24 protein-coding genes are annotated in these 25,033 nt (G+C 63.4%); 11 read left to right on the forward strand and 13 right to left on the reverse strand.

The annotated features are described in order from the left end of the window. The first annotated feature begins 604 nt into the window (after positions 1-604). On the forward strand, positions 605-2,245 hold the full coding sequence (locus tag V5G24_RS25115; protein WP_394085319.1) for a Na+/H+ antiporter: 1,641 nt from the start codon (positions 605-607) through the stop codon (positions 2,243-2,245). A 141-nt stretch (positions 2,246-2,386) separates the two neighbouring features. Here V5G24_RS25115 and V5G24_RS25120 read toward each other — a convergent pair whose 3' ends face one another. Beyond that, positions 2,387-2,632, reverse strand: a complete 246-nt coding sequence (locus V5G24_RS25120) for a hypothetical protein (RefSeq protein ID WP_298314267.1) — start codon at positions 2,630-2,632, stop codon at positions 2,387-2,389. A 1,112-nt stretch (positions 2,633-3,744) separates the two neighbouring features. Here V5G24_RS25120 and V5G24_RS25125 point away from each other — a divergent pair. Continuing rightward, entirely contained in the window at positions 3,745-4,422 is a 678-nt protein-coding gene (locus V5G24_RS25125; RefSeq protein ID WP_298314269.1) for a Crp/Fnr family transcriptional regulator, read from the forward strand. 68 nt (positions 4,423-4,490) lie between these two features. Here V5G24_RS25125 and V5G24_RS25130 read toward each other — a convergent pair whose 3' ends face one another. The 10 genes from V5G24_RS25130 to V5G24_RS25175 all read right to left on the reverse strand — a co-directional run bounded on the left by V5G24_RS25130 (position 4,491) and on the right by V5G24_RS25175 (position 11,066). Further along, positions 4,491-4,739: a hypothetical protein gene (locus V5G24_RS25130; RefSeq protein ID WP_394015557.1), complete on the reverse strand. Its 249-nt coding sequence runs from the start codon at positions 4,737-4,739 to the stop codon at positions 4,491-4,493. A gap of 107 nt (positions 4,740-4,846) precedes the next feature. Next, complete coding sequence (locus tag V5G24_RS25135) at positions 4,847-5,344, reverse strand: hypothetical protein (protein ID WP_394085318.1); 498 nt, start codon at positions 5,342-5,344, stop codon at positions 4,847-4,849. Between the two features lie 85 nt (positions 5,345-5,429). Continuing rightward, entirely contained in the window at positions 5,430-5,993 is a 564-nt protein-coding gene (locus V5G24_RS25140; RefSeq protein ID WP_394015555.1) for a cytochrome b, read from the reverse strand. 10 nt (positions 5,994-6,003) lie between these two features. Beyond that, complete coding sequence (locus tag V5G24_RS25145) at positions 6,004-6,477, reverse strand: DUF411 domain-containing protein (RefSeq protein ID WP_394085317.1); 474 nt, start codon at positions 6,475-6,477, stop codon at positions 6,004-6,006. 56 nt (positions 6,478-6,533) lie between these two features. After that, on the reverse strand, positions 6,534-6,818 hold the full coding sequence (locus tag V5G24_RS25150; RefSeq protein ID WP_213375418.1) for a copper-binding protein: 285 nt from the start codon (positions 6,816-6,818) through the stop codon (positions 6,534-6,536). Positions 6,819-6,843: 25 nt separating this feature from the next. After that, positions 6,844-7,341, reverse strand: a complete 498-nt coding sequence (locus tag V5G24_RS25155) for a cupredoxin domain-containing protein (RefSeq protein ID WP_394015553.1) — start codon at positions 7,339-7,341, stop codon at positions 6,844-6,846. Continuing rightward, positions 7,328-8,725, reverse strand: a complete 1,398-nt coding sequence (locus V5G24_RS25160) for a multicopper oxidase family protein (RefSeq protein WP_394015552.1) — start codon at positions 8,723-8,725, stop codon at positions 7,328-7,330. The genes V5G24_RS25155 and V5G24_RS25160 overlap by 14 nt, the downstream gene beginning before the upstream one ends. Before the next feature lie 19 nt (positions 8,726-8,744). Continuing rightward, positions 8,745-10,211 (reverse strand): TolC family protein, encoded by a 1,467-nt coding sequence (locus V5G24_RS25165; protein ID WP_213375421.1) that lies wholly within the window; start codon positions 10,209-10,211, stop codon positions 8,745-8,747. Beyond that, positions 10,211-10,429 (reverse strand): hypothetical protein, encoded by a 219-nt coding sequence (locus V5G24_RS25170; protein WP_213375423.1) that lies wholly within the window; start codon positions 10,427-10,429, stop codon positions 10,211-10,213. Before V5G24_RS25170 ends, V5G24_RS25165 begins: the two co-directional genes overlap by 1 nt. A 178-nt stretch (positions 10,430-10,607) precedes the next feature. Further along, positions 10,608-11,066: a hypothetical protein gene (locus V5G24_RS25175; RefSeq protein ID WP_394085316.1), complete on the reverse strand. Its 459-nt coding sequence runs from the start codon at positions 11,064-11,066 to the stop codon at positions 10,608-10,610. A gap of 237 nt (positions 11,067-11,303) precedes the next feature. Between V5G24_RS25175 and V5G24_RS25180 the strand changes: the two genes are divergently transcribed. The 9 genes from V5G24_RS25180 to V5G24_RS25220 all read left to right on the forward strand — a co-directional run bounded on the left by V5G24_RS25180 (position 11,304) and on the right by V5G24_RS25220 (position 21,996). After that, positions 11,304-11,699: a hypothetical protein gene (locus V5G24_RS25180; protein ID WP_298317534.1), complete on the forward strand. Its 396-nt coding sequence runs from the start codon at positions 11,304-11,306 to the stop codon at positions 11,697-11,699. 140 nt (positions 11,700-11,839) lie between these two features. After that, on the forward strand, positions 11,840-12,244 hold the full coding sequence (locus V5G24_RS25185) for a FixH family protein (protein ID WP_298317531.1): 405 nt from the start codon (positions 11,840-11,842) through the stop codon (positions 12,242-12,244). Further along, complete coding sequence (locus tag V5G24_RS25190) at positions 12,241-13,653, forward strand: efflux RND transporter periplasmic adaptor subunit (RefSeq protein ID WP_298317529.1); 1,413 nt, start codon at positions 12,241-12,243, stop codon at positions 13,651-13,653. Before V5G24_RS25185 ends, V5G24_RS25190 begins: the two co-directional genes overlap by 4 nt. After that, entirely contained in the window at positions 13,650-16,823 is a 3,174-nt protein-coding gene (locus V5G24_RS25195) for an efflux RND transporter permease subunit (RefSeq protein WP_394015550.1), read from the forward strand. The genes V5G24_RS25190 and V5G24_RS25195 overlap by 4 nt, the downstream gene beginning before the upstream one ends. A 633-nt stretch (positions 16,824-17,456) precedes the next feature. Next, a complete protein-coding gene (locus V5G24_RS25200; RefSeq protein WP_394085315.1) occupies positions 17,457-18,950 on the forward strand; it encodes a multicopper oxidase family protein in 1,494 nt (497 codons plus the stop codon). A gap of 14 nt (positions 18,951-18,964) precedes the next feature. Continuing rightward, complete coding sequence (locus V5G24_RS25205) at positions 18,965-19,372, forward strand: hypothetical protein (protein WP_298310049.1); 408 nt, start codon at positions 18,965-18,967, stop codon at positions 19,370-19,372. Positions 19,373-19,459: 87 nt separating this feature from the next. Then, the gene (locus V5G24_RS25210; protein ID WP_298310047.1) at positions 19,460-19,930 is read left to right on the forward strand and encodes a hypothetical protein; all 471 of its coding nucleotides are present in this window, start codon (positions 19,460-19,462) and stop codon (positions 19,928-19,930) included. A 110-nt stretch (positions 19,931-20,040) separates the two neighbouring features. Further along, positions 20,041-20,628: an acetone carboxylase subunit gamma gene (locus V5G24_RS25215; protein ID WP_394085314.1), complete on the forward strand. Its 588-nt coding sequence runs from the start codon at positions 20,041-20,043 to the stop codon at positions 20,626-20,628. 639 nt (positions 20,629-21,267) lie between these two features. Continuing rightward, positions 21,268-21,996, forward strand: coding sequence for a helix-turn-helix transcriptional regulator (locus tag V5G24_RS25220; protein WP_298310043.1), 729 nt, complete (start codon positions 21,268-21,270; stop codon positions 21,994-21,996). A 22-nt stretch (positions 21,997-22,018) separates the two neighbouring features. Here V5G24_RS25220 and V5G24_RS25225 read toward each other — a convergent pair whose 3' ends face one another. Continuing rightward, complete coding sequence (locus V5G24_RS25225) at positions 22,019-24,355, reverse strand: relaxase/mobilization nuclease domain-containing protein (protein ID WP_298310042.1); 2,337 nt, start codon at positions 24,353-24,355, stop codon at positions 22,019-22,021. Continuing rightward, complete coding sequence (locus V5G24_RS25230; protein ID WP_298310040.1) at positions 24,352-24,858, reverse strand: hypothetical protein; 507 nt, start codon at positions 24,856-24,858, stop codon at positions 24,352-24,354. The genes V5G24_RS25225 and V5G24_RS25230 overlap by 4 nt, the downstream gene beginning before the upstream one ends. Positions 24,859-25,033 lie beyond the last annotated feature (175 nt).

Here is a 25,033-nt window from a genome sequence, read left to right on the forward strand (position 1 = left end):
CTACGGCCTTTGGGAGACCATGGTGCTTATGGAATGCTCGACGAGGTTCGGCCCGCGCGCCAGCGACGTGAGCGCCATTTCGTGCCGAGCCTGCTTGGTCGCCGGTTCCCCACGGCACGTCTTTGATCGAGGTTAAGTTCGCCGATGGGCCAAAAGGTCATAGGTGAAGCTCAATCTCGGTGCCGTACTCCGACGGTCGAGCGGTAGCGGCCTGCCGTGTCGGATCGTGCGAGGCTCGGGCGGCAGACGATTGTCGAGACGGTAACCCCGACCCACGGACGGAGAGTCGCCGAGCTACCCGGCGTGCGCCAGCTTGAGCATCCCGGACCTCAGAACCGCTTGCATTTGCCGCCGTTCCAAAACTCCAGTGCCGGAAAAAATGTCGCCGACACGCTACCATCATTTGTGCGACAAACCTGCGCTTCATCCTCCCCTGGCTGAGTTCGCTCGACCGGAATCCGCACTACGGCCGCCATGAACCTTCACCATAGGGCTCCTGCATACGCGGCCGATCGACGTGGGAGGCGAGATGGGTCCGGTCCCGAGCGCGGGATGAAGCCGGCTATCGACAGGCCGCGCCCATGCAACCGGGACTGGAGCAGACGTGGAGACGATCTCAGTTGCCTTGATCCTTCTGCTAGCCGTTGTGATCAGCGGTGCGCTCGCGCGCATGTCGCCGATCGCCCTACCGCTTCCCCTTTTTCAGATCGCGCTCGGCGTGGTCATCGCGTCGGTGGCCAATCTCGGCTTCGAACTGGAACCGGAGATTTTCTTCCTGCTGTTCCTGCCGCCGCTCCTGTTCCTGGACGGCTGGCGCATCCCCAAGGAGGGTGTGTTCCGGGACAAGGGCACGATCCTGGAGCTTGCCTTCGGCCTGGTCGTGTTCACCGTGGTCGGCGTCGGCTTCCTGGTGAACTGGATGATCCCGGCCATGCCGCTGGCGGTTGCTTTCGCGCTGGCGGCCATCGTCTCGCCCACCGATCCGATCGCGGTGTCGGCCATTGCTGCCAGAGTGCCCATTCCCAAGCGGCTGATGCACATCCTCGAAGGCGAGTCGCTGCTCAACGATGCGTCGGGCCTGGTCTGCATGCGCTTCGCGGTTGCCGCGACCCTGACCGGTACATTCTCCCTCGCCGAGGCCGCCGGCACATTCCTCTGGGTTGCGATCGGCGGCATCGCGATCGGCACGGGAGTGACCTGGTCGGCGACCAAGGCGAAGAACTGGATCTCGCGCAAATTCGGGGAAGAAACCGGCTCGCAGATCCTGATCAGTCTGCTGATCCCCTTCGCCGCCTATCTTCTGGCCGAGCGTCTTCATTGTTCGGGGATTCTCGCCGCGGTCGCGGCCGGCATCACCATGAGTTATGTGGAGCAGACCGGACAAGCGCTCGCCGTCACCCGTGTCCGTCGCAGCGCCGTCTGGGACACGGTCCAGTTCACCGCCAACGGAATCATTTTCGTTCTGCTGGGCGAGCAGCTCCCTCAGATCCTGGCCGGGGCGGCGCAGGTCGTGCACGAGACCGGGCATCACGAGCCGGCCTGGCTCCTCGTCTACGTCGTCTCCATCAACCTGGCGCTTGCGGCATTGCGGCTTCTTTGGGTTTGGACCTCGCTGCGTTTCACCTTGTTCCGGGCTGCGCGCCGGGGTGAAGCCCTTGTCACGCCGAGTTGGCGTCTGATCGCCGCCATGTCGCTTGCAGGCGTGCGCGGAACGATCACGCTCGCCGGCGTTCTGACCTTGCCGCTGGTGATGGCCGACGGGACAGCGTTTCCGGCGCGTGACCTCGCCATCTTCCTGGCCGCCGGCGTGATCATCCTGTCGCTCGTCGCCGCCAGCATCGGCCTACCGCATCTTCTCAAGGGGCTGGAACTGCCGCCGGAGCCTTCGCATCAGGAAGACGAAGACCGCGCCCGGATCGCCGCGTCGGAGGCGGCGATCCGGGCCGTCGAGCGGGTCCAGCATGATATGGGCGAGGGACGCAGCGACGCCGATCTTTACGTGGATGCCGGAGCGCGGATCATGGAGCTTTACCGCCAGCGCATCGATGGCCGTTCCAAGACTGGCGAGGAGCGCGAACTCGCCCGGAAGATCGACGAGATCGAACGCAGGCTGCGCCTGGCGGGCTTGCGTGCCGAACGCGACGAGATCTATCGCATTGTTCGCAGCCGGCGCCTCACAGACGAGGCGGCGCGCAAGCTGGTCAGGGAAGTCGATCTGCTGGAAGCAAGATTCAGAGTGACGTGAGGATCCTTTGATAAGCGCACGAAGGTGCCGCAACACGACCGCGGCGTCGCTCCAGGACGACACTCATAGGTTTTGCGGGAGTGCTGAGCCGCGCCAACAAAGGGCGCGGCTCGATTTCCGAGTGGTGCGATGCGGGGCCTGCTAGAGCCTCGGCTTGGAGGGGATCGTGGCCTCACCCGTCATCGTCGGCATTTGCGGATCGCCGGGCGGCATGGATGACATATACGCGGGCGCCTGTCCGCTCGGGAAATCCTCCTTCTGGACGTCGAGAAACTCGTGACGTTCACGCTCCTTTTGGGAAAGCGTAGACGGATAATAGTCAGCGAAAGCAGGTGCTGCAGACAGTAGCGCCACCATGCCACCGAACAGGATCTTCCTCAGGGCCATATCAACTTCCTTTTTTCAAAGCACTGTCGCGATGCCCGGAAACTGCGGGAAGAGACGCAGATGCGATGTGAAGGATTTCACATTCGGCTTCACAAAATGGTGTAAGTGAAAATATAATTGATGGTTAAATCTTCGTATATTGTAGAATATGTTCGCGGAACATGCAAGCATACGAGATCATCAGTAAATATACTCGCGCCCTATGCACATACGTATACTTACTTCCCGAGAAATGCGTTTGTCACTCTGCGGGACGCGCCGGCAGATTCTATCGATCTGGGTTCATCTTCGGGAGGAGGGGGGCACCCGCGTCGTCTCGCGCGATGCGGTCCATCCGCGTTGATAGTTCCGACCTGTTTGGTCCAGGGATTCCGACGCGGAAGGAGAAACCTGGACAAGTAGCGGCGGTTCGGCCGCTTCGAGTCGTTGCCACGTTCACGCTCGATTGGTCTGCCAGACAAGAGACACACGGTCGCCTCGATTAGCGGCTTCTATGCCTTTCGTCGAATCGATCGGCTTTTTCTGCCTTGGGCGGCCTTGATGATGTCGTTACCAGTGCGTCGATACCTTGCTTTGTTGCTTACCGCCGTCCTTGTAATGTCTGCGGGGATGTTTCATGGCGCCTTTGATAGTGGCGTTGGAGCCGGCGTTTTCGCGAGCCCCACACAGGAACTGTCCCGCGAATACGCGCTGTCGTGCCCAGATGAGAATGGAGCGTGCGGCTCCGCGATGAATCCTGGGCTGATGCCTTCGGATTGTTCCGCCACGAGCTGTGCTGTGCTGTGGCCTAGCAGGGATCTGATCTCCGCAGTGCGGAACGTGCGTCGGCTGACGTTCCGTCTCGGGCACAGCTCTGTTCACGGTTCCCAGCTTAGCCCGCTGGATCGGCCGCCTCGGCTGACCTGATAGCCGGCACTGAGGGCCGTTGGCGTGGCGGATGCATCCGCAGCGTCGATTCGTCTTTCGGTGCGACGGACGCGGTCCGTGCGACAAGCACTGGCCGCTCCAAATCTCCTCCTGTCGAACTCTCTGGGCGAACGCGTCCGCGCCTCCTGGCATTCGCTTGCATGGAGCGAAACGCTGTCGACGCGCGCGCCTGCAAGGCCAGTGTCATGAATGTCTTTTCTCTTGCAGCCCCCACTTGTTCGGAATCACCGGGTCACACCACCCTCCTCGACTTTCTGGACGACGCCCGCCTTCAGCTCGGTGCGCACAGGCGGACCATTCCGAAGGCACAACGCTTCGAGATCTCGGCCAATACCGCGTCAGTGATATACGTCGTCGCGGATGGACGCTTGCGGGTTTCGATACCAACGCTGCAGGGTATCGACGTCTTTGTGACTGACGTTGAGCGCGGTGAACTGATCGGAGAATCAGCCGCTTTTGCGGATAATATTGTGCCCCTTGTTGTCGAGGCATCCGAGACCTCGAACACGTTCGTCATCGATCGGGCGAGCTTTTTTCGGGCAATTGTGGAGCACGGGGCTTTTTCAACGGCGGTTATGCGCGTCATGTGCCGGCGGCTGTGCCGTGTGAACCGGCGCCTCGCCGATACCGTCACGCTGCCGATGCACAGCCGCTTGAAGATTGAGTTGGTGCGGTTGGCGAAATCGGGAGCGGACGGCACCTTGATGATAGACTGCCTGCCAACGCATGAGGAACTGGCTTTGCGTATTTCCTCTCAGCGCGAGGCAGTCACAAAAGAACTCACCAAGCTCATGCGGTCTGGCTTCATTGTCCGAAGTGGCCGTGGCCTCGTAATTAGAGGCGATCAGCTTTCCGGCGATTGATCGGGAGCAGTTAAGCCGCGCCCTGGAAATGGGTGCGGCTTAACATCGTTCTAAGGGAGATCGGCCTTTCACATATTGGACTTGCCTTCGGCCGGTGAACTGAGCAACCTCTTCAGCGGCGCCGGCACGACGTTTCGCTGGGCCGGTGCGGTCAGCTGTGGCGCAGGACCCCTCGGATAAGCCCCACGCTGGACATCCCGGAACTCGTGGCGCGCGCGTTCCCTTCCTGCCAACGTCGGCGAATAGGAATCCGCCATGACAGGTGTTGTGGCAACGATTGCGAAAGCGCCAAAGGCGAAGAGTTTGTAGATTCTCACGATGATCTCCTTTGAGGCACTCACCCAGAAAGCTAAACGTTAGTGAGGAGTCGCGGCCGCCGATGTGAGAAATTTCACGTCTGGCGTTTCGGCTACATTCATTTGGCTCACTTGAAGGAAGGATGTTTGTTAGGGAGCTGCAGGTCCTCCTTTGCCCTCGCAATTTCCGCATCAAACGCATCATGATGATCGTCGTGACTACTGACGAATTCTTTTACCGAAGGCGCTGCTGATCTTTCACACCAGTTAGCAAGTCGCGCGCTTTCTTCGCTTTGCGTCGGTCCGTAGCGCTCTCTGATAGCGAGCAACACACCGATGCGCGCTGCATTCGCCGAACGGACCACAACTTCCAACGCCTCAGCTTGAGGCAAGCCAGAGATCACGTCACTTCGAACGTGCAGCATGAGCTGTTGCGCATCGCCGACACTGCCTCTTGTCCTTTCAATGATCGATGGATCATATTGAGCGCAATACACCACAAAATTGTGAGCAATATCCGCTTTCGCAAGAATTCGCACGAGACTGTCATCATCGGCGGCGAACGCTGGTGTCAAACAAGCGGAAAGTAGAATTGCGCCTGTTCCGATTTTCCACTCGCGTGTCATTGTCGACTCCATGGGGGCTGGCCTGTGTATTGAGCGGTCCTGATTTAGAAGACGCCAGTCAGGACCGCGTCTGACCCATTCGTGGTCATTTCGCGGTTCGAACCCCGGTGATCATTCGACGAAGAACCTCGTCGCGTCGGATGAGATGGTGCCAGAGTGCCGCGGCGGCGTGAACGACCGCGACGGCGAGCAGCGACCATGTGAGAACCCGATGGATTGGGGCAAAGGCAGCGCTGTTCACATACATGGCGCCGGTGCCGGTAATGGGCAGCGCGAAGAGCAGGCCGTACAGTAGCGCGTGACTAACCGCTGTCCCCCAACGCGTGATCTGCGAGGAGGCCGCTGGCAGCGGCGGGACACCATGAAGATATCTGAGGCCGATACGGACTACTGCGAAGGCCAGAATAAGCCAGCCGCCCCAGGCGTGGACGCGGTGCAGGAAGAGGTCGAATGGAGCCGGCTGCATGAAGGCATGCGTCATGTGGGTGCGGGCAATGGCCCATGACGTGGGAATCTGGGTCAGGCACAGCAGGACCACGCCCCAATGCAAGAGCCGCTGGACCACGGAATAGCCTGCTGCAGGGCGTGCGACCAGGAGCGTTCTGGTTAGCCGGCTTGCCTTCCGAATGCTCACCGATCGTTCGTCCATGGTTGTGCTCTCAGCTCGGAATCGGGCTGGCGCCACGGAAGCGCATGAACAGGTTTGGCGTTTCGGAACCGAAAGCCATCACGTCGTAGGTCTCCGGTTCCATCCCCGCGACGTCCATGCCTTGCGATCCCACCGGCATGCCGGCAACGGCGATGCCGCGTACGGACGGACGCGCAGCCAGGAGCCGGATCAAAGCCGTGGCTGGAACATGGCCTTCGAGAAGGTAGTTTTCGACCTCGGCCGTGTGGCAGGACCAGAGCGCCGAGGGAATCCCAAAGCGAACTTTGATTGCGTTAATCCTTGGCTCCTCGACGATCTTCGTGGAAAAGCCGGCCTTCGCAATGTGCTCGGCCCAGGCGCCGCAGCAATTGCAGGACGGGTCCTTGTAGACCGTGACCAAAGGTTGGCTGGCGGCACTGGCAGCCGCTGGCGCGAGCAGCGTCGCGCCTGCGAGCAGGAGCACGCGTCTGCGGTCCATGTTCATCGGGTGGTCCTCCAGTGGACGGGGAGCGCCGCAGCGCTCCCCGGGATAGCGAGATGTTAGTTCGCCTTGGCGATCTTGGTGACCGTCAGACGGCCGCTCACCCGATCCGCCTCGAACTTCACCTTGTCGCCGACCTTGACCGCTTTCAGCATGGCCGGGTCGGCGACGGCGAACACCATCGTCATGCCGTCCATGTCGAGGTTCTTGATCGGCCCATGCTTGAGCGTGACCTTGCCCTGGGCCTGGTCGATCTTGGTGATCTGTCCATCGACCGGAGCCGCCTGCGCCAAGGCAGCGGTCGAAAACGCGGAGATCGCCGCTGCCATTATAAGCTTACGCATAATTATGCTCCTTTGTTGAGTGCAACTACTTGACGATGATGGTGCCGGTCATGCCGGATTCCCGGTGACCGGGGATGAGGCAGGAGAAGTCGAACTCCCCGGCCTTGGTGAACTTCCAGACAATTTCGCCGGTCTTCTTCGGTGCTAGGCGCTTGGCGTTGGGATCGTCATGCTCCATGTCCGGGTTCTTCATCATCTCGGCCATGTGCTTGAGGTTTTCGTCGAGCGTGCCGACGACGATCTCGTGATCGAGCTCACCATTGTTACGGATGGCGAACTTGACCTGCTCTCCCTTGCGGATGTCGATCTTGTTCGGGATGAACACCATCTTCCCGTCCGATTCACGCATGGTGATCTGGATGGTGCGCGCCGCTTTCTTGGGATCTCCAGGCTCGCCATACGCGCGGTCATCCCCATGGGAATGGCCAGCGTCGGCCAGCGCTGCGGTCGACAGGGTAAGGGCCGCAAGCGCGGCGATCAGGAATCGTGGTTGCACGTAGGAATCCTTCTCAATGATTGCCATGGGGGGATTTTTTGCCGGGTTTCACGACGTTGAACTCGGCGGTCCTCGACTTGTCGAACGCGGCAGGAGGCTCGCGTTCGGCTCTTTTCGGTTCGCCCTTCCACTCAAAGGCGACCGTACCTTCCGGGTGCTTGAACCATCCCGGATCTTTGTAATCGCCGGATGCGAGCCCCTCGCGCACCTTGACGACCGAGAACATGCCGCCCATCTCGACCGCCCCGAACTGGGCGAAGCCCGTCATCATCGGCAGGGTGTTGTCGGGCAGCGGCATCTCCATCTCGCCCATGTCCGCCATGCCGGCCGTGCCCATCGGCATGTAGTCGGGGACGAGCTTGCGGACCTTCTTGGCGAACTCCTTCTTGTCGACGCCGATGAAGTTGCGCACGTCGTGGCCCATGGCGTTCATGGTGTGATGCGACTTGTGGCAGTGGATCGCCCAATCGCCGGGCTTGTCGGCGACGAAATCGAAGGCCCGCATCTGCCCGACCGCGCAGTCGATGGTGACCTCGGGCCAAGCAGCGCCCTCGGGAACCCAGCCGCCATCAGTGCACGACACCTTGAAGTCGTAGCCGTGCATGTGGATGGGGTGGTTCGTCATGGTGAGATTGCCGAACCGGATGCGGACCTTATCGCCCTTGCCGGCAACGATGTGGTCGATGCCGGGGAAGACCCGGCTGTTCCAGGTCCACATATTGAAGTTGGTCATCTCGGCGACCTTCGGCACATAGGTGCCGGGATCGATGTCGTAGGCCGCCATCAGGAACACGAAGTCCCGGTCAACGCGGCGAAATGCGGGATCCTTCGGATGCACCACGAAGAAGCCCATCATGCCCATGGCCATCTGGACCATCTCGTCGGCATGAGGGTGGTACATGAAGGTCCCGCTCTTCTGGAGCTGAAACTCGTAGACGAAGGTCTTGCCCGGCTTGATATGCGGTTGGGTCAGCCCACCGACCCCATCCATGCCGCTCGGCAGTAACTGGCCATGCCAGTGGATGGTGGTGTGTTCCGGCAGCTTGTTGGTGACGAAGATGCGGACCTTGTCGCCCTCGACCGCCTCGATCGTCGGTCCGGGCGACTGGCCGTTATAGCCCCACAGATGGCCGACCATGCCCGGCGAGAACTCGCGCACGACCGGTTCGGCGACGAGATGGAATTCCTTCCAGTCGCCGTTCATCCGCCAGGGCAGGGTCCAGCCATTGAGCGTGACGACGGGCTGGTAGTCCGGACCGCTCGTCGGAACGAGCGGTGGCTGCATGACCGCCTCTTTCATGGTGGCGGCTTCGGGGATCGCGGCCGCCTGGGCGCGGCCTGAGACGGCGCTTGCGCTGATCAGTGCCATGCCACCGGAGGCGCCGAGGAAATTTCGACGTGAGATCGTCATGATGGTCTCCTTTCTCGGGTCAGTTCACGCCGCCTTCGGCGGCCGCTGCCATGACGGAGCCTTCGCCAGCCGAGCCGGCTGAACTGCCTCCGCCGATGATCGCGGTCTCGAAGTCCACGGTGGCGATGAAGAAGTCGCGCTTGGCGGAGATCGCCGCGACGTTGGTGGCGATGCTTTCCCGCGCCGTCGTCAGAAGCTCGAAGACGTCGATCAGCATGCCGTTGTATTCGAGCAGGGCCTGCTCGTTGATCGTCCGGCGTAGCGGCAGAATGCTGTTCTGATACTGGCGGGCGATGTCGTAGCTGCCGCGATAGGTGAGATAGGCCGCGCGCGCTTCCGAGCGCACGTTCACGGCTTTTTCCATCAGGCGGTTGACCGCCTGCATGTAAGTCTCCCGCGATCGGCGCACGTTGACTTCGCCGCCGTCGAAGATCGGGATCTGGATTTCGAGCTCGAAGCCGCGCGGCGACGAGCTCTCCCGTACGCCGTCCACGGTCGATCGCTCGTAGTTGCCGCGCCAGCCACCATCGAGCATGGAGATGAACCGCGTCGCCTCGGTCAGCCCGAGGGTCTTGGCCATGGCATCGAGCTCGAGGCGCGCCGCGATGAGATCGACGCGCTTTCGAATGGCATCGACTTCGACCTGCTGTGCGGTCTGGATGCGGGGCATGCCCGGGAGCTGACCCGGCAATCTGTAGTCGACGTCGGGCCCCCACAGGCCCAGGATGCGGGTCAGGGCCTCGCGGTCCGTCCCGACCTTCAATCGAGCCTGGGCAAGCTCGTTGGACACCTCTGCGTAGAAGGAACTCGCTCGCGCCTGGTCGAGCTTCTTCGCGGCGCCTGTCTCTCCGAGCTTGCGCGTGAGGTCGGCGGCTGCATCAGCCGAGACCCGTGCCTGCTCGAGGAAGGACGCGGTCTGCCGCGACGCCACAGCGCGGTAGTAGGCGCGGCGGGTCTCCGCCGCAGTGCGGAAGGTTGCCTCGATTGCCTTCTGCCGGGCGGCTTCGAACTGCGTCCTGGCGATGTCGCTGCGGGCCGGAAGTGTCAGGAGCGCCAGGATGTTGGCGACCACGCGACGTTCGATATCCAGCGAAGCACCGGTGGAAAGCCGCTCGACCCCGATGACCGGATTTGGCGGCAGGCTGGCCTCGACGAAGGCGGCCTCGGAAATGCCGAGCGCATTGTACTCGGCCTGAAGACCGCGATTGTTGATGAGCGCAAGCTGGACAGCGCCGTCTGCGGTCAGGGGTTTGGCCAGGAGCGCCTTGACGCGGCTCTGGACCGCGGACGCCTCGGCGGAGGACGCGATCTTCACGGTGTCCTTGCCGATCGCGGCCGAGACCTCCGCCGACACCGGGCTCATGCCGCCGTCCGGCGTGAAGGTTACGCAGCCACCCAGTGTCGTGGCGACGGCGCCGATCGCGACAAGCCGCTTCCAAGGCGGCGCAGGAAGAGGCTTCGCCTGGCTATCGATTGTGAGCGCCATCATTCGCCCCCCGTCTTGGGAGCGACGCGCTCATTGCGCTCGATCCAGGGTTTCGGATCGACCGGACGGTAATCAACCGTTCCCGCGGTGACGGGCGCGTAGCGCAAGGGCTTCACGCTCGAACTCGCATCGGATGGGCTCGGCCCCACCTCGATCGCGGGCGGTCCGGAACATGCGGACAGAACGACGGCGAAGGCCGTCATCAAGACAGGTTTCATGGAGATCCTCGGAATCGGCCCAGTCGGCCTGAGCGGCATGGCCGCGCGGCATCGAACAGCGATCTTCAGCGGCTGCGGAGACGCAGCGGCGAAGGCCGTCGGCAGAAACCCGAAGACGGAAACGGAGACGGATCTTGTCCGTCAGCGATCAGAGGTCGTGAAGGGAGTCGGCCGACGATCAGACGTCGGCGAATCTCGGCGGGCGCTCGAGGCGCGTCGCGGACGATCCCTTTACACCCGCCTCAAGCGACGGATGATCGATGGTCCGCACAAAAGCGATGATCGCCATAGCGCATCCGCTGGCGGGAATTGCAGTGTGGCAGGCCATGGCACAGCAGGAGTTGGATTCATCGCCGTGCTGATGCTTGGCAGCGCAGGCCGAGCCGTCTGCTTCCAGACAAGCGGAATTCTGGGCCAAGTCGCTGTCGCCGTGCTCATGCGATCCGCTGGAATGGCTGGCTTCGATCGGCGCGTGGTGCCCTTTCCCGCCGCTCGATACCATCAAGCTGCTCGCAATGCCCCAACCCGTGCTTGTCACCGAAAAGGCGAGCACGGTCAGAAGAATCACGAATGAGCGAAGCGAGTGCATCATATCGCATCGCAAAATACAGGTGACGCCGTGAATGGCAAGGACCATTTTGGCGTCATGTGAAAAAGCTCCGACGCTGGTGCTCGGCAGTCACACGAAAATTCCTTGCAAGGCTTCCGCTGTTGAACGCCAAGCCGTGAGTACGACGTGTTAGACGGCTCAGGATGACGAAACAATTATCCACGCGACTTTGACCTGACGATGGCCGTCATTGCTGCGGTATCTGCCGAGAACGTGAACGCAATGCTCTTTCGCCGCTCAAGCCATTGTGAGATTTAGGATGCGATGATCCGGTCCCGGCTCTTTCGACTTCTCTCGATCCTGGCGATCGTGGGTATGGTCGCTGCTCCCGTCGTTGCACCTGCGGGTGCCGGCATGATGGCGGCTGTGTCGATGGTCGAGCCGTCGGATATGGCGATGTCGGACATGGACATGTCGGATGCGGCGATGTCCGACGACATGCCGTGCTGCCCCTCCCAACAGCAGCAACAGACACCCGATTGCGGCAAGGCGACCTGCCCGTCGATGGCGCTCTGCTTTGCCAAGTGCTTCTCAAGCGGACCACTGGCAGCCGTCGTGCGGTCGTTGCCGATGCACGCGGGCAAACTGTTCGGCCTGAAGGCCGACACCCGGCTCGCCAGCCTGGCGCCTCCGCCGCTGATGCGACCTCCGCGAATCTAGGTCTCAGCGCCGGCTTTTTGGGGCCGGCGGATCGTCGGGCAGCCTGGGTGCTGCCGGCGGTCTTGCGCGCAGCCATGTGCTGCCGCGCGCCACTCCGCCTTTCCGGTGGATCTGACATTCTGAGACTCCAGGAACGACACATGACCACGTTCAATTCCGCGCGCGCCCTTGGCGCGGCGCTTCTCGGCCTGTCATTGGCCATGCCTCTGACGTCCGCCTTCGCTGCCGCGAGCGACTACGAATTCCAGCTCGTCCAGACGGATATCAAGAAGGGCGACGCCCTCATTGCGGTCCGCCTGATCAACAAGAAGATCGGCAAGCCCGTGCCGGACGCCGTCATCTTTGCCACTCGGCTCGATATGGCCCCCGAGGGCATGCAGGAGATGGCGACCAAGGTGACGCCGATGCCCGGCGCGGAGCCGGGGACCTACCAGTTCAAGGCCAATCTCAGCATGGCCGGCGGATGGCAGCTTTCGCTCGGCGCCAAGGTGCAGGGCGAGGCCGATACGGTCGAGAGCAAGCTGGTTCTCAAGGCCATCCCATGAGACCCCGGATCGCTTCGGTGGTCCTCACCCTCGCCGCCCTGACGGCGGCGGGGGCCGGGGGATACTACGCCGGCCGCCATGAGCTCCGATTGCCGGAACTCGGGGCGTTTCCGCTTCCATCCGCCCGAGCCGCGCAGGTGGTGTCGGGACCAGTGATCTATTATCGCGACCCCGATGGCAGACCGTTCTACGCCGCCGAGCCCCGCAAGACGGCGGATGGGCGTGCCTTTCGGCCGGTCCATGCCAGCGAGGATGTCAGCTTCGAGGATGCGCTGGAAGACGTGTCCGCAGTCTCGGGAGCGGCAGGAACCAAGCGCGTCCTCTATTACCGCAACCCGATGGGCCTGCCCGACACCTCGCCGGTGCCGAAGAAAGATTCCATGGGGATGGACTACATCCCGGTCTATGCGGGCGAGGACGATGACGGGAGCACCGTCAGGGTCAGTCCAGGTCGTCTGCAACGCACCGGTGTGCGCTCCGAGCCCGCGCAGCAGCGCGTCCTTTCGGTCCCCATCCGCGGCTCCGGAACGATCCAGCTCGATGAACGGCGGATCGTCGTCGTCGCTGTGCGCTCCGACGCCTTCGTGGAGAACGTGTCCGAAGTGACGACGGGCGACCGGGTGAAAAAAGGCCAGGCCCTCCTGCGCCTCTATTCGCCGGAGGTCACCGCCGCCGGTGCGCTCTATCTGACCGATCTCAACGGCGCCGGGCGCGACGCCCTCGCCGGCGGCGCGCGCCTGCGCCTTGAGAACCTCGGTGTTCCGGCGGACGCGATCGCCGAGATAGAACGCCAGCGCAAGGTTCCCCGCTTGGTCACCTGGACTGCTCCGCGCGACGGTGTCGTGCTTGAGCGCAATGCCGTCGAGGGCATGAAGGCCGCTCCCGGAGACGTCCTGTTCCGGCTTGCGGATGTCTCCATCGTCTGGGCGCTGGTCGATGTCGCCGAGCGCGATCTGCCGATGATCGCGCTCGGGCAGCCCGTCTCGGTGCGCGCTCGCGGCTTCGTCGACCGGGTGTTCGCGGGCAAGGTCGCGATGATCTATCCGCAGGTCAACAAGGAGACGCGCACCACCCGCGTGCGCGTCGAACTCGCCAATCCCGACGGGATCCTGCGCCCCGACATGTATGTCGATGCCGACATCGCCACCGGCGCCGCGGCCTCGGTCGTCACCGTGCCAGCGAGCGCCGTGATCGACAGCGGCATGCGCCAAGTCGTGATCATCGACAAGGGCGAGGGCCGCTTCGAGCCTCGCCCGGTCAAGCTCGGCCGCCGGGACGCGGACTACGTCGAGATCCGGGACGGCGTCACGGCGGGCGACAAGGTCGTCGTCGCGGCGAACTTCCTCATCGATGCCGAAAGCAACCTCAAGGCGGCACTGAGTGGCCTCAACGGCGGGGTTCCCAAATGATCGGTCGCCTCATCGCCTGGTCGGCGCGCAATGTGATGCTTGTCCTGATCGGTACGGTCTTCGCCGTCTCGGCCGGCGTCTACGCCATTCGGACCTCGCCGCTCGACGCCATTCCCGACCTCTCCGACGTGCAGGTCATCGTCTATACCGAATATCCTGGCCAGGGGCCGCAGGTCGTCGAGGACCAGGTCACCTATCCGCTGACGACGGCGATGCTGACGGTCCCGAAGTCGAAAGTCGTGCGCGGCTTCTCCTTCTTCGGCGTCTCCTTCGTCTATGTGATCTTCCAGGACGGCACCGATCCCTATTGGGCGCGCAGTCGTGTCCTGGAATTCTTGAATGCCGCGGCGCAACGCCTGCCGCAGGGCGTGACGCCCAGCCTCGGCCCGGATGCGACGGGCGTCGGCTGGGTCTACCAATATGCCGTCATCGCCAAGGAGCGCACGCTGGCCGAACTGCGCTCGCTTCAGGACTGGACCATCCGCTACGGGGTCGCCAAGGCGGAAGGCGTCGCCGAGGTCGCCAGCGTCGGCGGCTTCGTCAAGCAGTACAATATCGTGGTCGACCCGCAGCGCCTGCGCGCCTTCGGCATCCCGCTCCAGAAGATCCGCGAGGCCGTCCGGGCGAGCAATATGGACACCGGCGGCAGATCCGTCGAATTGTCCGAGTTCGAGTTCATGGTCCGCGGCCGCGGCTACCTCAGGGGCGTCGGCGATCTCGAGCAGATCGTCCTCAAGAATGACGGCGGCACGCCTGTCCTCCTGCGCGACGTCGCTTATGTCGAGCTCGGCCCCGACGAGCGGCGCGGCATCACCGAGCTCAACGGCGAAGGCGAGGTCGCGAGCGGCATCGTCCTGCAGCGCTTCGGGGCGAACGCGCTCGACGTCATCGACAACGTCAAGACGCGCCTTGCGGAGATCATGCCGAGCCTGCCCAAGGGCACGGAGATCGTCCCGGTCTATGACCGCTCGCAACTCATCGACGCGGCCATCGAAACACTGAAGGGAACGCTCATTGAGGAGAGCGTCATCGTCGCGCTGGTGTCGATCGTGTTCCTCCTGCATGTCCGAAGCGCGCTGGTTGCCATTCTGATGTTGCCGGTCGGCGTGCTGATGGCCTTCGTGGCGATGAAACTGCTCGGCCTCGGTTCCAACATCATGAGCCTTGGCGGCATCGCCATCGCCGTCGGCGCCATGATCGACGCCGCCATCGTGATGATCGAAAACGCTCACAAGCATCTTGAGCGGGCGCCGCCCGACAAGCCCCGCGTCGAGGTTCTGATAGAAGCGGCCAGGGAAGTCGGCCCGGCGCTGTTTTTCAGCCTTTTGATCATCACCGTCTCGTTCCTGCCGATCTTCACGCTGGAATCGCAGGAGGGCCGCCTGTTCGGGCCGCTCGCCTTCACCAAGACCTTCTCGATGGCGGCGGCCGCGCTGCTCTCGTTGACGCTGGTGCCGGCGCTGATGGTGATCTTCGTCCGGGGGCGGATCGTCCCGGAGCACAAGAATCCGATCAACCGCTTCCTGATCTTTATCTACCGGCCGGTCATTCGCGGCGTGCTCAAGGCCAAGATGCTGACGATCCTCGTCGCGCTCGCGGCACTCGGCGCCTCCTGGTGGCCCGCCACGCAGCTCGGCTCCGAGTTCATGCCGAATCTGAACGAGGGCACGCTAATGTACATGCCCACGACATTGCCGGGCATCTCGGTCACCAAGGCCGCGGAGCTTCTCCAGACCCAGGACCGCATCATCAAGTCCTTCCCCGAGGTCGAAACGGTCTACGGCAAGGCGGGACGCGCACTGACGGCGACCGATCCGGCGCCGACCGAGATGTTCGAGACCATCATCAACCTGAAGCCGAAGGATCAATGGCGGCCGGGCGTCACCATCGACAGCCTGAAGGCCGAGATGGACGCCGCGCTCCAGTTCCCCGGTGTCTCCAATGCCTGGACCATGCCGATCCGGGCCCGTATCGACATGCTCTCGACAGGGATCCGCACGCCCGTCGGCATCAAGGTATTCGGCACGGACCTGACGCAGATGGAGACCGCGGCGCGGCAGATCGAGACCGTGGTCAAGAAGGTTCCCGGCACGTCGAGCGCTTATGCCGAGCGGGTGATCGGCGGCTATTATCTCGATATCATCCCGGATCGGAGTTCACTCGCGCGCTACGGGCTCATGATCGGCGACGTGCAGGATGTGATCGCAACGGCGCTCGGCGGCGATGCGGTCACTACAGCGGTAGAGGGGCGCGAGCGCTACAGCGTCAACATCCGCTATCCGCGCGACTTCCGCAGCGACCCGTCCTCGATCGCCGGCAATGTGCTGGTGCCGTTGCCGAACGGCGGGACCGTGCCGCTCGGCGAGGTCGCCAAGGTGCAGCTCACCCGCGGGGCGACCTCGATCCGCACGGAGAACGGCCAGCTCGCCATCTACATCTATGTCGACATCGCCGGCCGCGATCTCGGCGGATATGTCGCCGAAGCGCAGCGCGCCGTCGCGACGCAGATCGCGTTCCCGGCCGGGACCTATGTCTCGTGGAGCGGTCAGTTCGAATATCTGGAGCGCGCGGAGGCCCGGCTGAAGATCGTCGTCCCGGTCACGCTGCTGATCATCTTCCTGCTGCTCTATCTGAACTTCCGCCGGATTACCGAGACGCTGATCGTGATGTTGTCGCTGCCGTTCGCGCTGGTCGGCGGCCTCTGGCTGATGTGGTGGCTCGGCTTCAACATGTCGGTTGCGGTCGCTGTCGGCTTCATCGCGCTCGCCGGCGTGGCCGCGGAAACGGGTGTGATCATGCTGATCTACCTCGACCACGCTTGGAGCGAACAGCGTGCGGTCGCTGAGGCGGCGCGCCGAAGTCTGACGCGGGCCGATCTCCAGCATGCCATCATGGAAGGGGCCGTCGAGCGCGTGCGGCCCAAGATGATGACCGTGGTCGCCATCATGGCCGGACTGATCCCGATCCTTTGGAGCACGGGAGCGGGTTCGGAAATCATGCAGCGGATCGCCGTCCCGATGATTGGCGGCATGGTCTCCTCGACCCTGCTGACACTGATCGTGATCCCGGCCATCTATGGCCTGGTCAAGGGGTGGGGGCTGTCGTCGACTGCTGCGGCGTCCGACTCCGCGAGCTCGAAGTCCGTCGCCGGCCGGCTCGCCGCCGAATGAGACGTGAGCCAAGGCCGGATCGGCTGTCCCGGCCCAAGGGCCTCGCAAAGGGACAAGTTCTCGTGACGAGAGAACGCCTCAGAGAGGCCATTGATGTGGGTCAAGGTGGAATTGTGCGGAGGGTGCCTTCTTGAGGAGGCAGGGGTCGGGCATGAGCGTCAGGTTGCAAACGATAGGACAGATGAGAGCGTTGCTGGCCTTTCTGGTCGCGATCGCGCTGCTGGTTGCGCCTGTCGTCAGCGCGCAGGCTATGCCGTGTCACGACCTTGTCCGCCACGAGCAAGCAACCATGATGGTAAGCGGCGAGTTTCAGGCTGCCATCAGCGGCGATGGGCTCCAAGGTCATTCTCACGCTGTCGACCATACGCTCTGTTGCAGCAGTGCCTGCGCATCCTGTGTCGTAGCGCTCGCTGCACCGGGTACGACAGTCCCGCAGCGCATCGTGCTCACTGCGCGTTACGCACAGCGTGATGAGATCGTCCGCGGCCTAGCTTTTCCACCCACCCTCGGTCCTCCTCGAACCCGTGCCTGATCAGACCTGACCCGATGCTGCACTGGCATCGGGTCGCTCTATGCGCATTCGCATGATCAGTCAGCCGGCCTGCTACCGGCAAGGGAACAAGGACCCACACCATGAATCGTCGTCACTTTCTGAACCGGATGATGGCCGGAGCGGCCGCATTCGGCACATCAGCCGCCTTCCATCCAATCAACGCCTGGGCGCAGGCCGTGCCCGATGCTCCGCCGCCCGCGTCAAACGCTACGCCGCGCCCGCTTGGCGTGGTCAGTCGGACCATCGAGGTCAATGGCAAGGCCGCGCGCGTGTTCGGGCTTGCCCAACCCGATGGCACGCCGGGCCTGACGCTGGATGCCGGGAGCAGCTTCGACGTCGCCCTCTCCAACCGGATCGGCGAGCCGACGCTGATCCATTGGCACGGCCTGACACCGCCTTGGCCGATGGACGGCGTGCCGGACAATCCCGCCGCGCTCCTGGGACCCTCCGAAACTCGCCGCTACACGTTCCCGGCCGGCGCCGGAGGCACACACTGGATGCACGCCCATACGCTGCAGGAGCAGAACCTGCTGGCGGCGCCGCTGATCGTCCGGACCGCCGCCGACCGGCAGCGGGACGAGCAGGAGGTGGTGATCCTGCTGCACGACTTTTCGTTCACGCCTGCGGAAGAACTGCTCGCGAAGCTCAAAGGAAGCCCTGCCGCCGGCGGCATGTCGATGGATCACGGCGCGATGGGCCGGAGCGATGCGATGAAGGGCATGGCCGGCATGACGGCCTCCGGCGCGACGGGCCAGATGCAAGGCATGCCGGGCATGGCGATGGACCTCAACGACATCGACTATGACGCCTATCTCGCCAATGACCGCACGCTGGGTGACCCTGAGGTCGTGACGGTCGACAAGGGCGGCCGGGTGCGCCTGCGCATCATCAACGGCGCAACGGCGACCGCCTTCACCATCGATACTGGAAGGCTGGATGGGGAACTGATCGCAGTCGACGGTCAAGCGGTCCAGCCGATCGCCGGCCGGTCCTTCCCGATTTCCATGGGCCAGCGACTGGATATCCGGCTGGCCCTGCCGATGGCGGGCGGTTCGTACCCAATCCTCGCCCTTCGCGAGGGCAGCGCAGAACGAGCGGGGATCATCCTCGCATCCGCCGGCGCAGCCATCGCCAAGATTCCCGTGCTCGGACAGGCCAAGGGACCGGTGCTCGGGCTCGACCTCGAGCAGAGGCTGCGCGCAATCGAACCGCTGGCGCAGCGCGCCGCCGACCGCCGCTTCGCGCTCACCCTCACCGGCAACATGGCGGACTATAGCTGGGGTATCGGAGGGGGCGACGCGCTGCAGATCAAGCGGGGAGAGCGCGTTGAGGTCGCATTGGCGAACATGTCCATGATGGCCCACCCGATGCACCTGCACGGGCACGCATTCCAGGTGGTCGGCATCAACGGCAAGACGTTTGGCGGCGCGCTGCGCGACACCGTCCTGCTGCCGCCGATGGCGCGCGTGACCGTGGCATTCGACGCGGACAACCCCGGCCGCTGGCCGCTCCACTGCCACCATCTCTACCACATGGCGACCGGCATGATGTCGTTCGTCAGTTACGACGCGTGAATGGGGAGAGTGTCATGCAGCAACATGCCAATCATCTGCCCTCCACGACGGGTATCCGAGAACAACCGACCTCGGCGACAAACCATCGACTTGCCTCCGCGATCGTGGATGCGCCAAAGGAACGCGGCAACCGGTTCGGCGAAGCGCGGGATTTCGGCAGTTCGGTCGGCAAGGGCGTCGGCGGGTCGGTCGAAGGCAGGAAGCTCGCCCCTGGCAGTCATCGCATCATGGCGGAAGCGGAAGTCGAGCTGTCGGCCTTGGCCGTCGAAGTCGAGCGGCTACGGGTGCAGGGTGCGACGGCGATCTTCGTAGCGATCGACGGAAAAGCGGACGGACCTCTCGCCATCGCCGTTCGGATCAAGGTGGCGGCTCCCCCGGCGGTCCGGGCGTGCGGCAGGCAATCATTCGCATCACGAAGCTGACCGGCCATGGCCATGGCGCTGTCATCTGTCAGCGTCATGGCCAACGCACTCCGGCCGCGCCGCACCTCTCTGGATTAAGGGCAGATCATGGATTACTTCACCGGCAGCACAAGTTTATCAGGTGGCCACTGTCTCAAAGGTGGCAAATCGGGCGATGAACAAGACGATCAGAACCTGCGAACCGCTCGGGAGCATCGTCACGCGCATCGATGGCCGATTCAGGATCACGGAAATTCGAAACCAATCGTTCCTGAGATGATTGAGGTACTGAACTTCCGGCGGCCCCTGGGACAATTCGTTGGAGCTATTATCCTCGCCATTACGGTGTCTATTGGAATCCCGACCGACGGGATCGCGAAAGATGGCGACTTCCAGTCTGTCTTGCTTAAGGCCGGCTGTCCGACCGCGAAGGTCGAAACGCTGTCGGACAGCAACGGTACTGTTGTCTATCGTGCGAACTGCTTCTCAAGCTCACACATGATAATCACAGTCGTCTGCATCAAGGGGACTTGTTCCAGCGCCGAGCGGTCATTTAGCGACGTCGATGACCTTGGGTAGCGGTTCTGATCAACGCAACGCTGCTGAGCCACTCCATCAATTGGCGGATAAGGTTTGAGGCGCACGCTGGAACTGCGCTCCTGCCATACGTGATTGCTCTGGCGGGTGTCGTGATATCTGCACAATTCTCCATTCGGGAGTCTGATCCCACTAAGCAACCGGCAAACATCCTCGCTCGGCCTGGGCGGCGACGTTTCGACCCACGCTCCAACGCCGACGTTGCGGCAAACTCGCGATCGTCGAGACGCGCCACGACTTCACCCTGGTTCCTCAAGGATCCCGAGCGCTTCGTCACCTACATGGAGATCCTGCAGGATCGCGTGCCGTGGGACGACAGGATCGTGCTGCCGCTCGGACCAAAGCTCTTCATCGTGCAGCGCAAGGACAACAAGCAATGGAAAATCCGCTCCGAATGCGGGCATGATTTCTGCGACTGGCGCCAGAACTGGAAGCTCTTCGCGAAGGTCCATGTTCGCGATACGCAGCAGAAGCTCGAGGAAATCTATCCGCGCCTGATGGCGCAGACCTCGACCTGGCAGGTGCTGCGCGAATATTATTGCCCGGAATGCGGCACGCTCCATGACGTCGAGGCGCCGACGCCCTGGTATCCGGTGATCCGCGACTTCGAGCCCGACATCGACACCTTCTACAAGGACTGGCTCGGCCTGGCCGTGCCAGAGAGGGCTGAGGCGGCCTGAGGCCGCAAGCTCCCGCCTGCTCGATACGAGCTTGATGGCCGCATCAGTCTGGCACGGGAATAGCCAGAAGACGCTGAACACCGATTTCCGTCCGGGCTTTTCGGACATCAATGGGACGACGATCGGGCATGGCGTTCTACACGCGCCATGCCCGATCCCGCTTGCGCAGATCGACAGGCGATCTTCGGCCCGTCAGGATCGGGGGCGTTCCAGTGCGCTTCAACTATCGAGAGGCCGGAAGCGCGAAGCGCGCCATCTCGTCAGACAATATGGCGGCGAACCGCTGGCAGTGCGCGGCGCGTGGCGCGCCCCCAAGCCACAGACCTTGTTGCCGGGCGCTTCTTGGACGGCGTTCTTTAACACGGGTCAAAGTCTGAGTCGGGATAGTCGGTTCTTAGTCATGCACGGCTCACCCGTGCGGTCACGCTTCAAACGGCACCGTCCCACGTTCCAGCCTCTTACCGCGAAGGATGCTGCTCGTCTGGACAACGAGAACTGATCGACACCTGCAAGTCTCGGGACACCGTCCAAGCGGACAGACGCCATGACCAGACAGCGGCGCGGCGCGTTGGGCCGAGATGGCATCGATCGAACACCACCAACGCAGATTTCAGTTCTATCTGCAGAGGGCAATGGCAATTGAACGAGGCACGCGACCAGACCTGGCAGTTCATTGAACGTGTCGAACGCTCGACCGAAGCGGGCCAAGTCGAGCAGTGCTTGATGGAGATTGCGTCCGACTATGGGTTCAGCACGCTATTCGGTGGGGTAGTACCCTCTGCCCGCGTGTCACCAGAGGAGATCAAGTCGCGGATCCTGTTCCAGCGGTTTCCCTTGGAATGGGCTGGACGCTACAACGACCGAGGCTACGTCTTTCGCGATCCCATCGTTCATCGGCTGCAGCACGATCGAAACCCTTTTGATTGGCAAGAGGCATACACCTCCTGCGATTTTCCAAAGGATGTCGCGCTGATCCAAGGGGAGGCATCTGAATTTGGCCTCCGGGTCGGATATGTCGTCCCCGTGACGATGCTTGACGGGCGCGTCGCTGCCGTTTCATTCGGCGGGTGCCATGCCGACATTGGTGCAGAAGGCCGCGCCGCCTTGAGCTTCGTCGCAAACTACGCTGTCGGCAATCTCCTGCACTACAAGGAGAGCCGAAAGCGTCTCATTGGCAAGGTTACGCCAAGAGAGTTCGACTGCCTCCTGTGGGCATCCGAGGGCAAGACCGACTGGGAGATTTCCGTCATCCTCGGGATTTCGCGGTCAACCGTGACCAAACACATTGTCTCCGCCCGCGAGAAGCTCGGCGCGGTCAATAAGCCTCACGCAATTGCGATGGCGCTTCGCAGCAAATTACTCCGCTAATCAAAAGCAGAGTGTGTGATGTTCAGGTAGTCCGCTGCCCTTTGATGGATTGGGCCTCGGCACGCTCCGCCTCGATCTCCCGCACGATCTTCTCTTGCTCGGCCCGTAGCTGCGCCAGCGCGTCCGTCTGGATCAGCGTCTGCGGCAAAGGCTGCGCGGGATGCTCGGCGAGAACACGCGCGGCTTCAACGGCAGCGGCGGCCTCGCGCGCCTCGCGGGCTGCGGCTTGTTGTGAGCCTCGGACGATTGCCCTCTCGGCCGTCAGCTCGCGCTGCGACTGCGGGTCGAGCCCGCCCCGGCCTTCCTGGCGCCGCTCGGCTTCGATCGCGCGATCGGCCAGCCTTTCGGCCGAGGCCGCTTCTCGATCTTCTTTTATGCGAACCTGCTGGGCGTGGGCGATCAGCCGATCCGCATTGGGCCCGGCGATCGCCTCGACCTCGGATCGCGAGAGCTGCCGTGCACCACTTTCCTGGGCGCGCTGCAGGTCGACGCGATTGGCCAGCGTCTCGAGATAACGCGCCGACGTCTCCCGGAACTGCTGCTTCGTCTCGCCATCGAGGAGGTCGCCGGTGCGCGACACCGCCTCGTTCATGAGGCGAAGATCCTTCGCCATCTGCTCCGACGTGATCGCCATGTGCTGGTCCTCCTTGGTGAGATGATCCACCCGCTTTCCGATGGTGTGAAGAATAGTGCCGACCGTCTCCGCCATCGTCAGCCGCTCGAGCATGTGCTTCGCCACAGTATTGTCGGGCTGCTCGCGCGCCACCATGCTCCAGGCATTGAGGCTCTCATTGACCACACGCCGCTCGGGCTCGGAGGTGGGCAGCCTGATCGGATTGGTCCGCGCCGCGGCGATCCGCTGCCGGGCGTTGTCGATGAGACGTTGGTTGGCCGGGTCCCCGGCATAGGCGCGATCCCGCGCTTCGCGTGCCGGACGCGGACGCTCGGCGACATCGACAATCGCCTTGTCGCGCGCGCCGTAGCTTTGCGCCGACGCCCGCTCCATCGCCGAGGTCGCGACGATCTTGAGGCCCTCCGCCTGCGCATGCTGCGCGTAGCTCTCGCGCCAGCCGCGGAACTCGCTCGGCCCCGGGTGGATCTTCTGCCCGGATTCGTTCTTCATCGTGATGACGGCATGGATGTGGATGTGCCCGTCGCTCTCCCGGTCGACATGCACGCCGAACAGGAAGCGATGGTCCGCGAACCGATCGTGCAGGAAGGCCCGAGCGGCACGACGCAGCGCCTCCGGGTCGGGGCCCGCCTTCGACGACAGCATCAGGTGCATCGTGTCGCGGGGCGACTGCGAACGCAGCGACCGGCCCCACTCCTTGGCGGCATTGCGGGCGGCGGCGACGTCGCCGATGGCCCTGCCGCTATCGTCGACCAGCGGCCCCCGGCGCTCGACCAACCTGTTCAACTGCCAGGTCACACCCTCGCGTCCATGCTGTGGCTTTCCCGGACCGAGGGAGATGGCATGCTCCGGAATACCCGCGGCGGCATGGATGCGCGCCTTCATCACCGCCTCGGATCGGTAATCGAACCGCTTCTGGTCGAAGCCGTTCTCCGCCGTGCCGATCCGCTCAACGCGAACACGGAAACGCTCCTTCGGTCCTCCCGCCGCGGCGGTGACGATATGGGCATCGAGCTCGCCGGACGGCAGCCGGTCGATACGGGAGGCATGACGATGACCTTCGAATCCGGCGGCGATGGCCTTCGCGTAGCTCTCACGCCCCTCGGCCGTGTCAGGCACACCATGAAGCTTGAGGCGGACGGTGACGACATCATGGCTGGGCTTGCGCTTATCGAAATCCTTCGACCAGTCCTTGATCTCATCGGCGACGGCTTCGTGATCCGACAGGATCCGGCCGTCATGGGTTTCGACCGGGACATCCTCGCGCTGGGCGTACTGGGCAGTCTTCGTCGCCCGGGTGACGCCGGTCGCATAGGACAGCACCTTGACCACGGCGGGCTGATAGCCCGACGCGAGCTGCCGGGCGCGGGCGAGCGATCCGCCGCCGCCCTGCCCGCCACCCCCGCCGGAAAGACCGCCCTCGATGGGTGTAGCGGCCGAGCCGGACCTCGGGGAAGCAGCCTGTCGCCCTGCTCCGCCGCCGGACGGCGCCGGCAGCCTGCGACGCCGCTCCTCGTCCAGTCCGCCCGATAGCGTCGCGCCGCGAATGATCACATGCGCCGGCGTCGCGCCCGGCGCGGGCGCTGCCCGCGCAGCCTTCGGCCGGAGCTCATCGTCGAGTGCGCCCGACCGACGCGGCCGGCGCCGCTCATCGCGCCCTGCATCGAGCGTGCGGCGCGCGGCTTCCACCTGCTCCAGCCACCACTCGATCTGCGCGGTGCGGCTCATGATTTGATCTCCTCCGGCAGTGCGAGCTTCGCCTCGCGCCGCAGCTTTGAGCCATAGGCCACCGTCATCTCGGTGAGCTCGTCATTGATCGCGGCGACCACCTCGTGAAGCCCACGCCAGACTGGCTCGGTGTCCTCGATGCGCACGGCCTGGCCGCGATGGATCGCCTTCAGAACCTGCGACAGGTTGCGGCCGACCATGCGGACCTGGCTGGCGAGCGCGACGACCGCCTTGGTGTTCTCGGCCGAGAGCGCCGGTCCCGCCTGGATCGAAGCCCGGATCAGCCGCCGCACCACCTCGGCCTTCGGCAGCCCGAACAGCGCGACCGCCTCGATGAGGCGCGCCTCATCCGCATCGGACAACTCCGTCCGGAGCCGGGGCTTGCGTCTTGGCATTGCGGCGGAATGGGCCAAGGCCAGCTTCCCCTTCCCTTCACGGCGAACCGGCTCACGGGTGCAACCCGAGAGCCGAACTCCTGCCGATCCGACCAGGATCGGCAGCATGCGCGCGTCAGCGCAATGGCTGCGTTCAGCAGCCTCCCCGGGTTTGGCCCACAAACCGGTATCTTGTCAATCAATATCTAATACACTGAATGTTAGAAGTCTGCGCATAAAGGGCGGCAACGCCCGCAGGAGCAGTCCGTATGAATCCACCGGCCGCATGGCGCGAAGCGCCCCC

Origin of the sequence: Roseixanthobacter finlandensis, assembly GCF_043195105.2 — a bacterium.
In the GTDB taxonomy this organism is placed as follows: domain Bacteria; phylum Pseudomonadota; class Alphaproteobacteria; order Rhizobiales; family Xanthobacteraceae; genus NCEH01.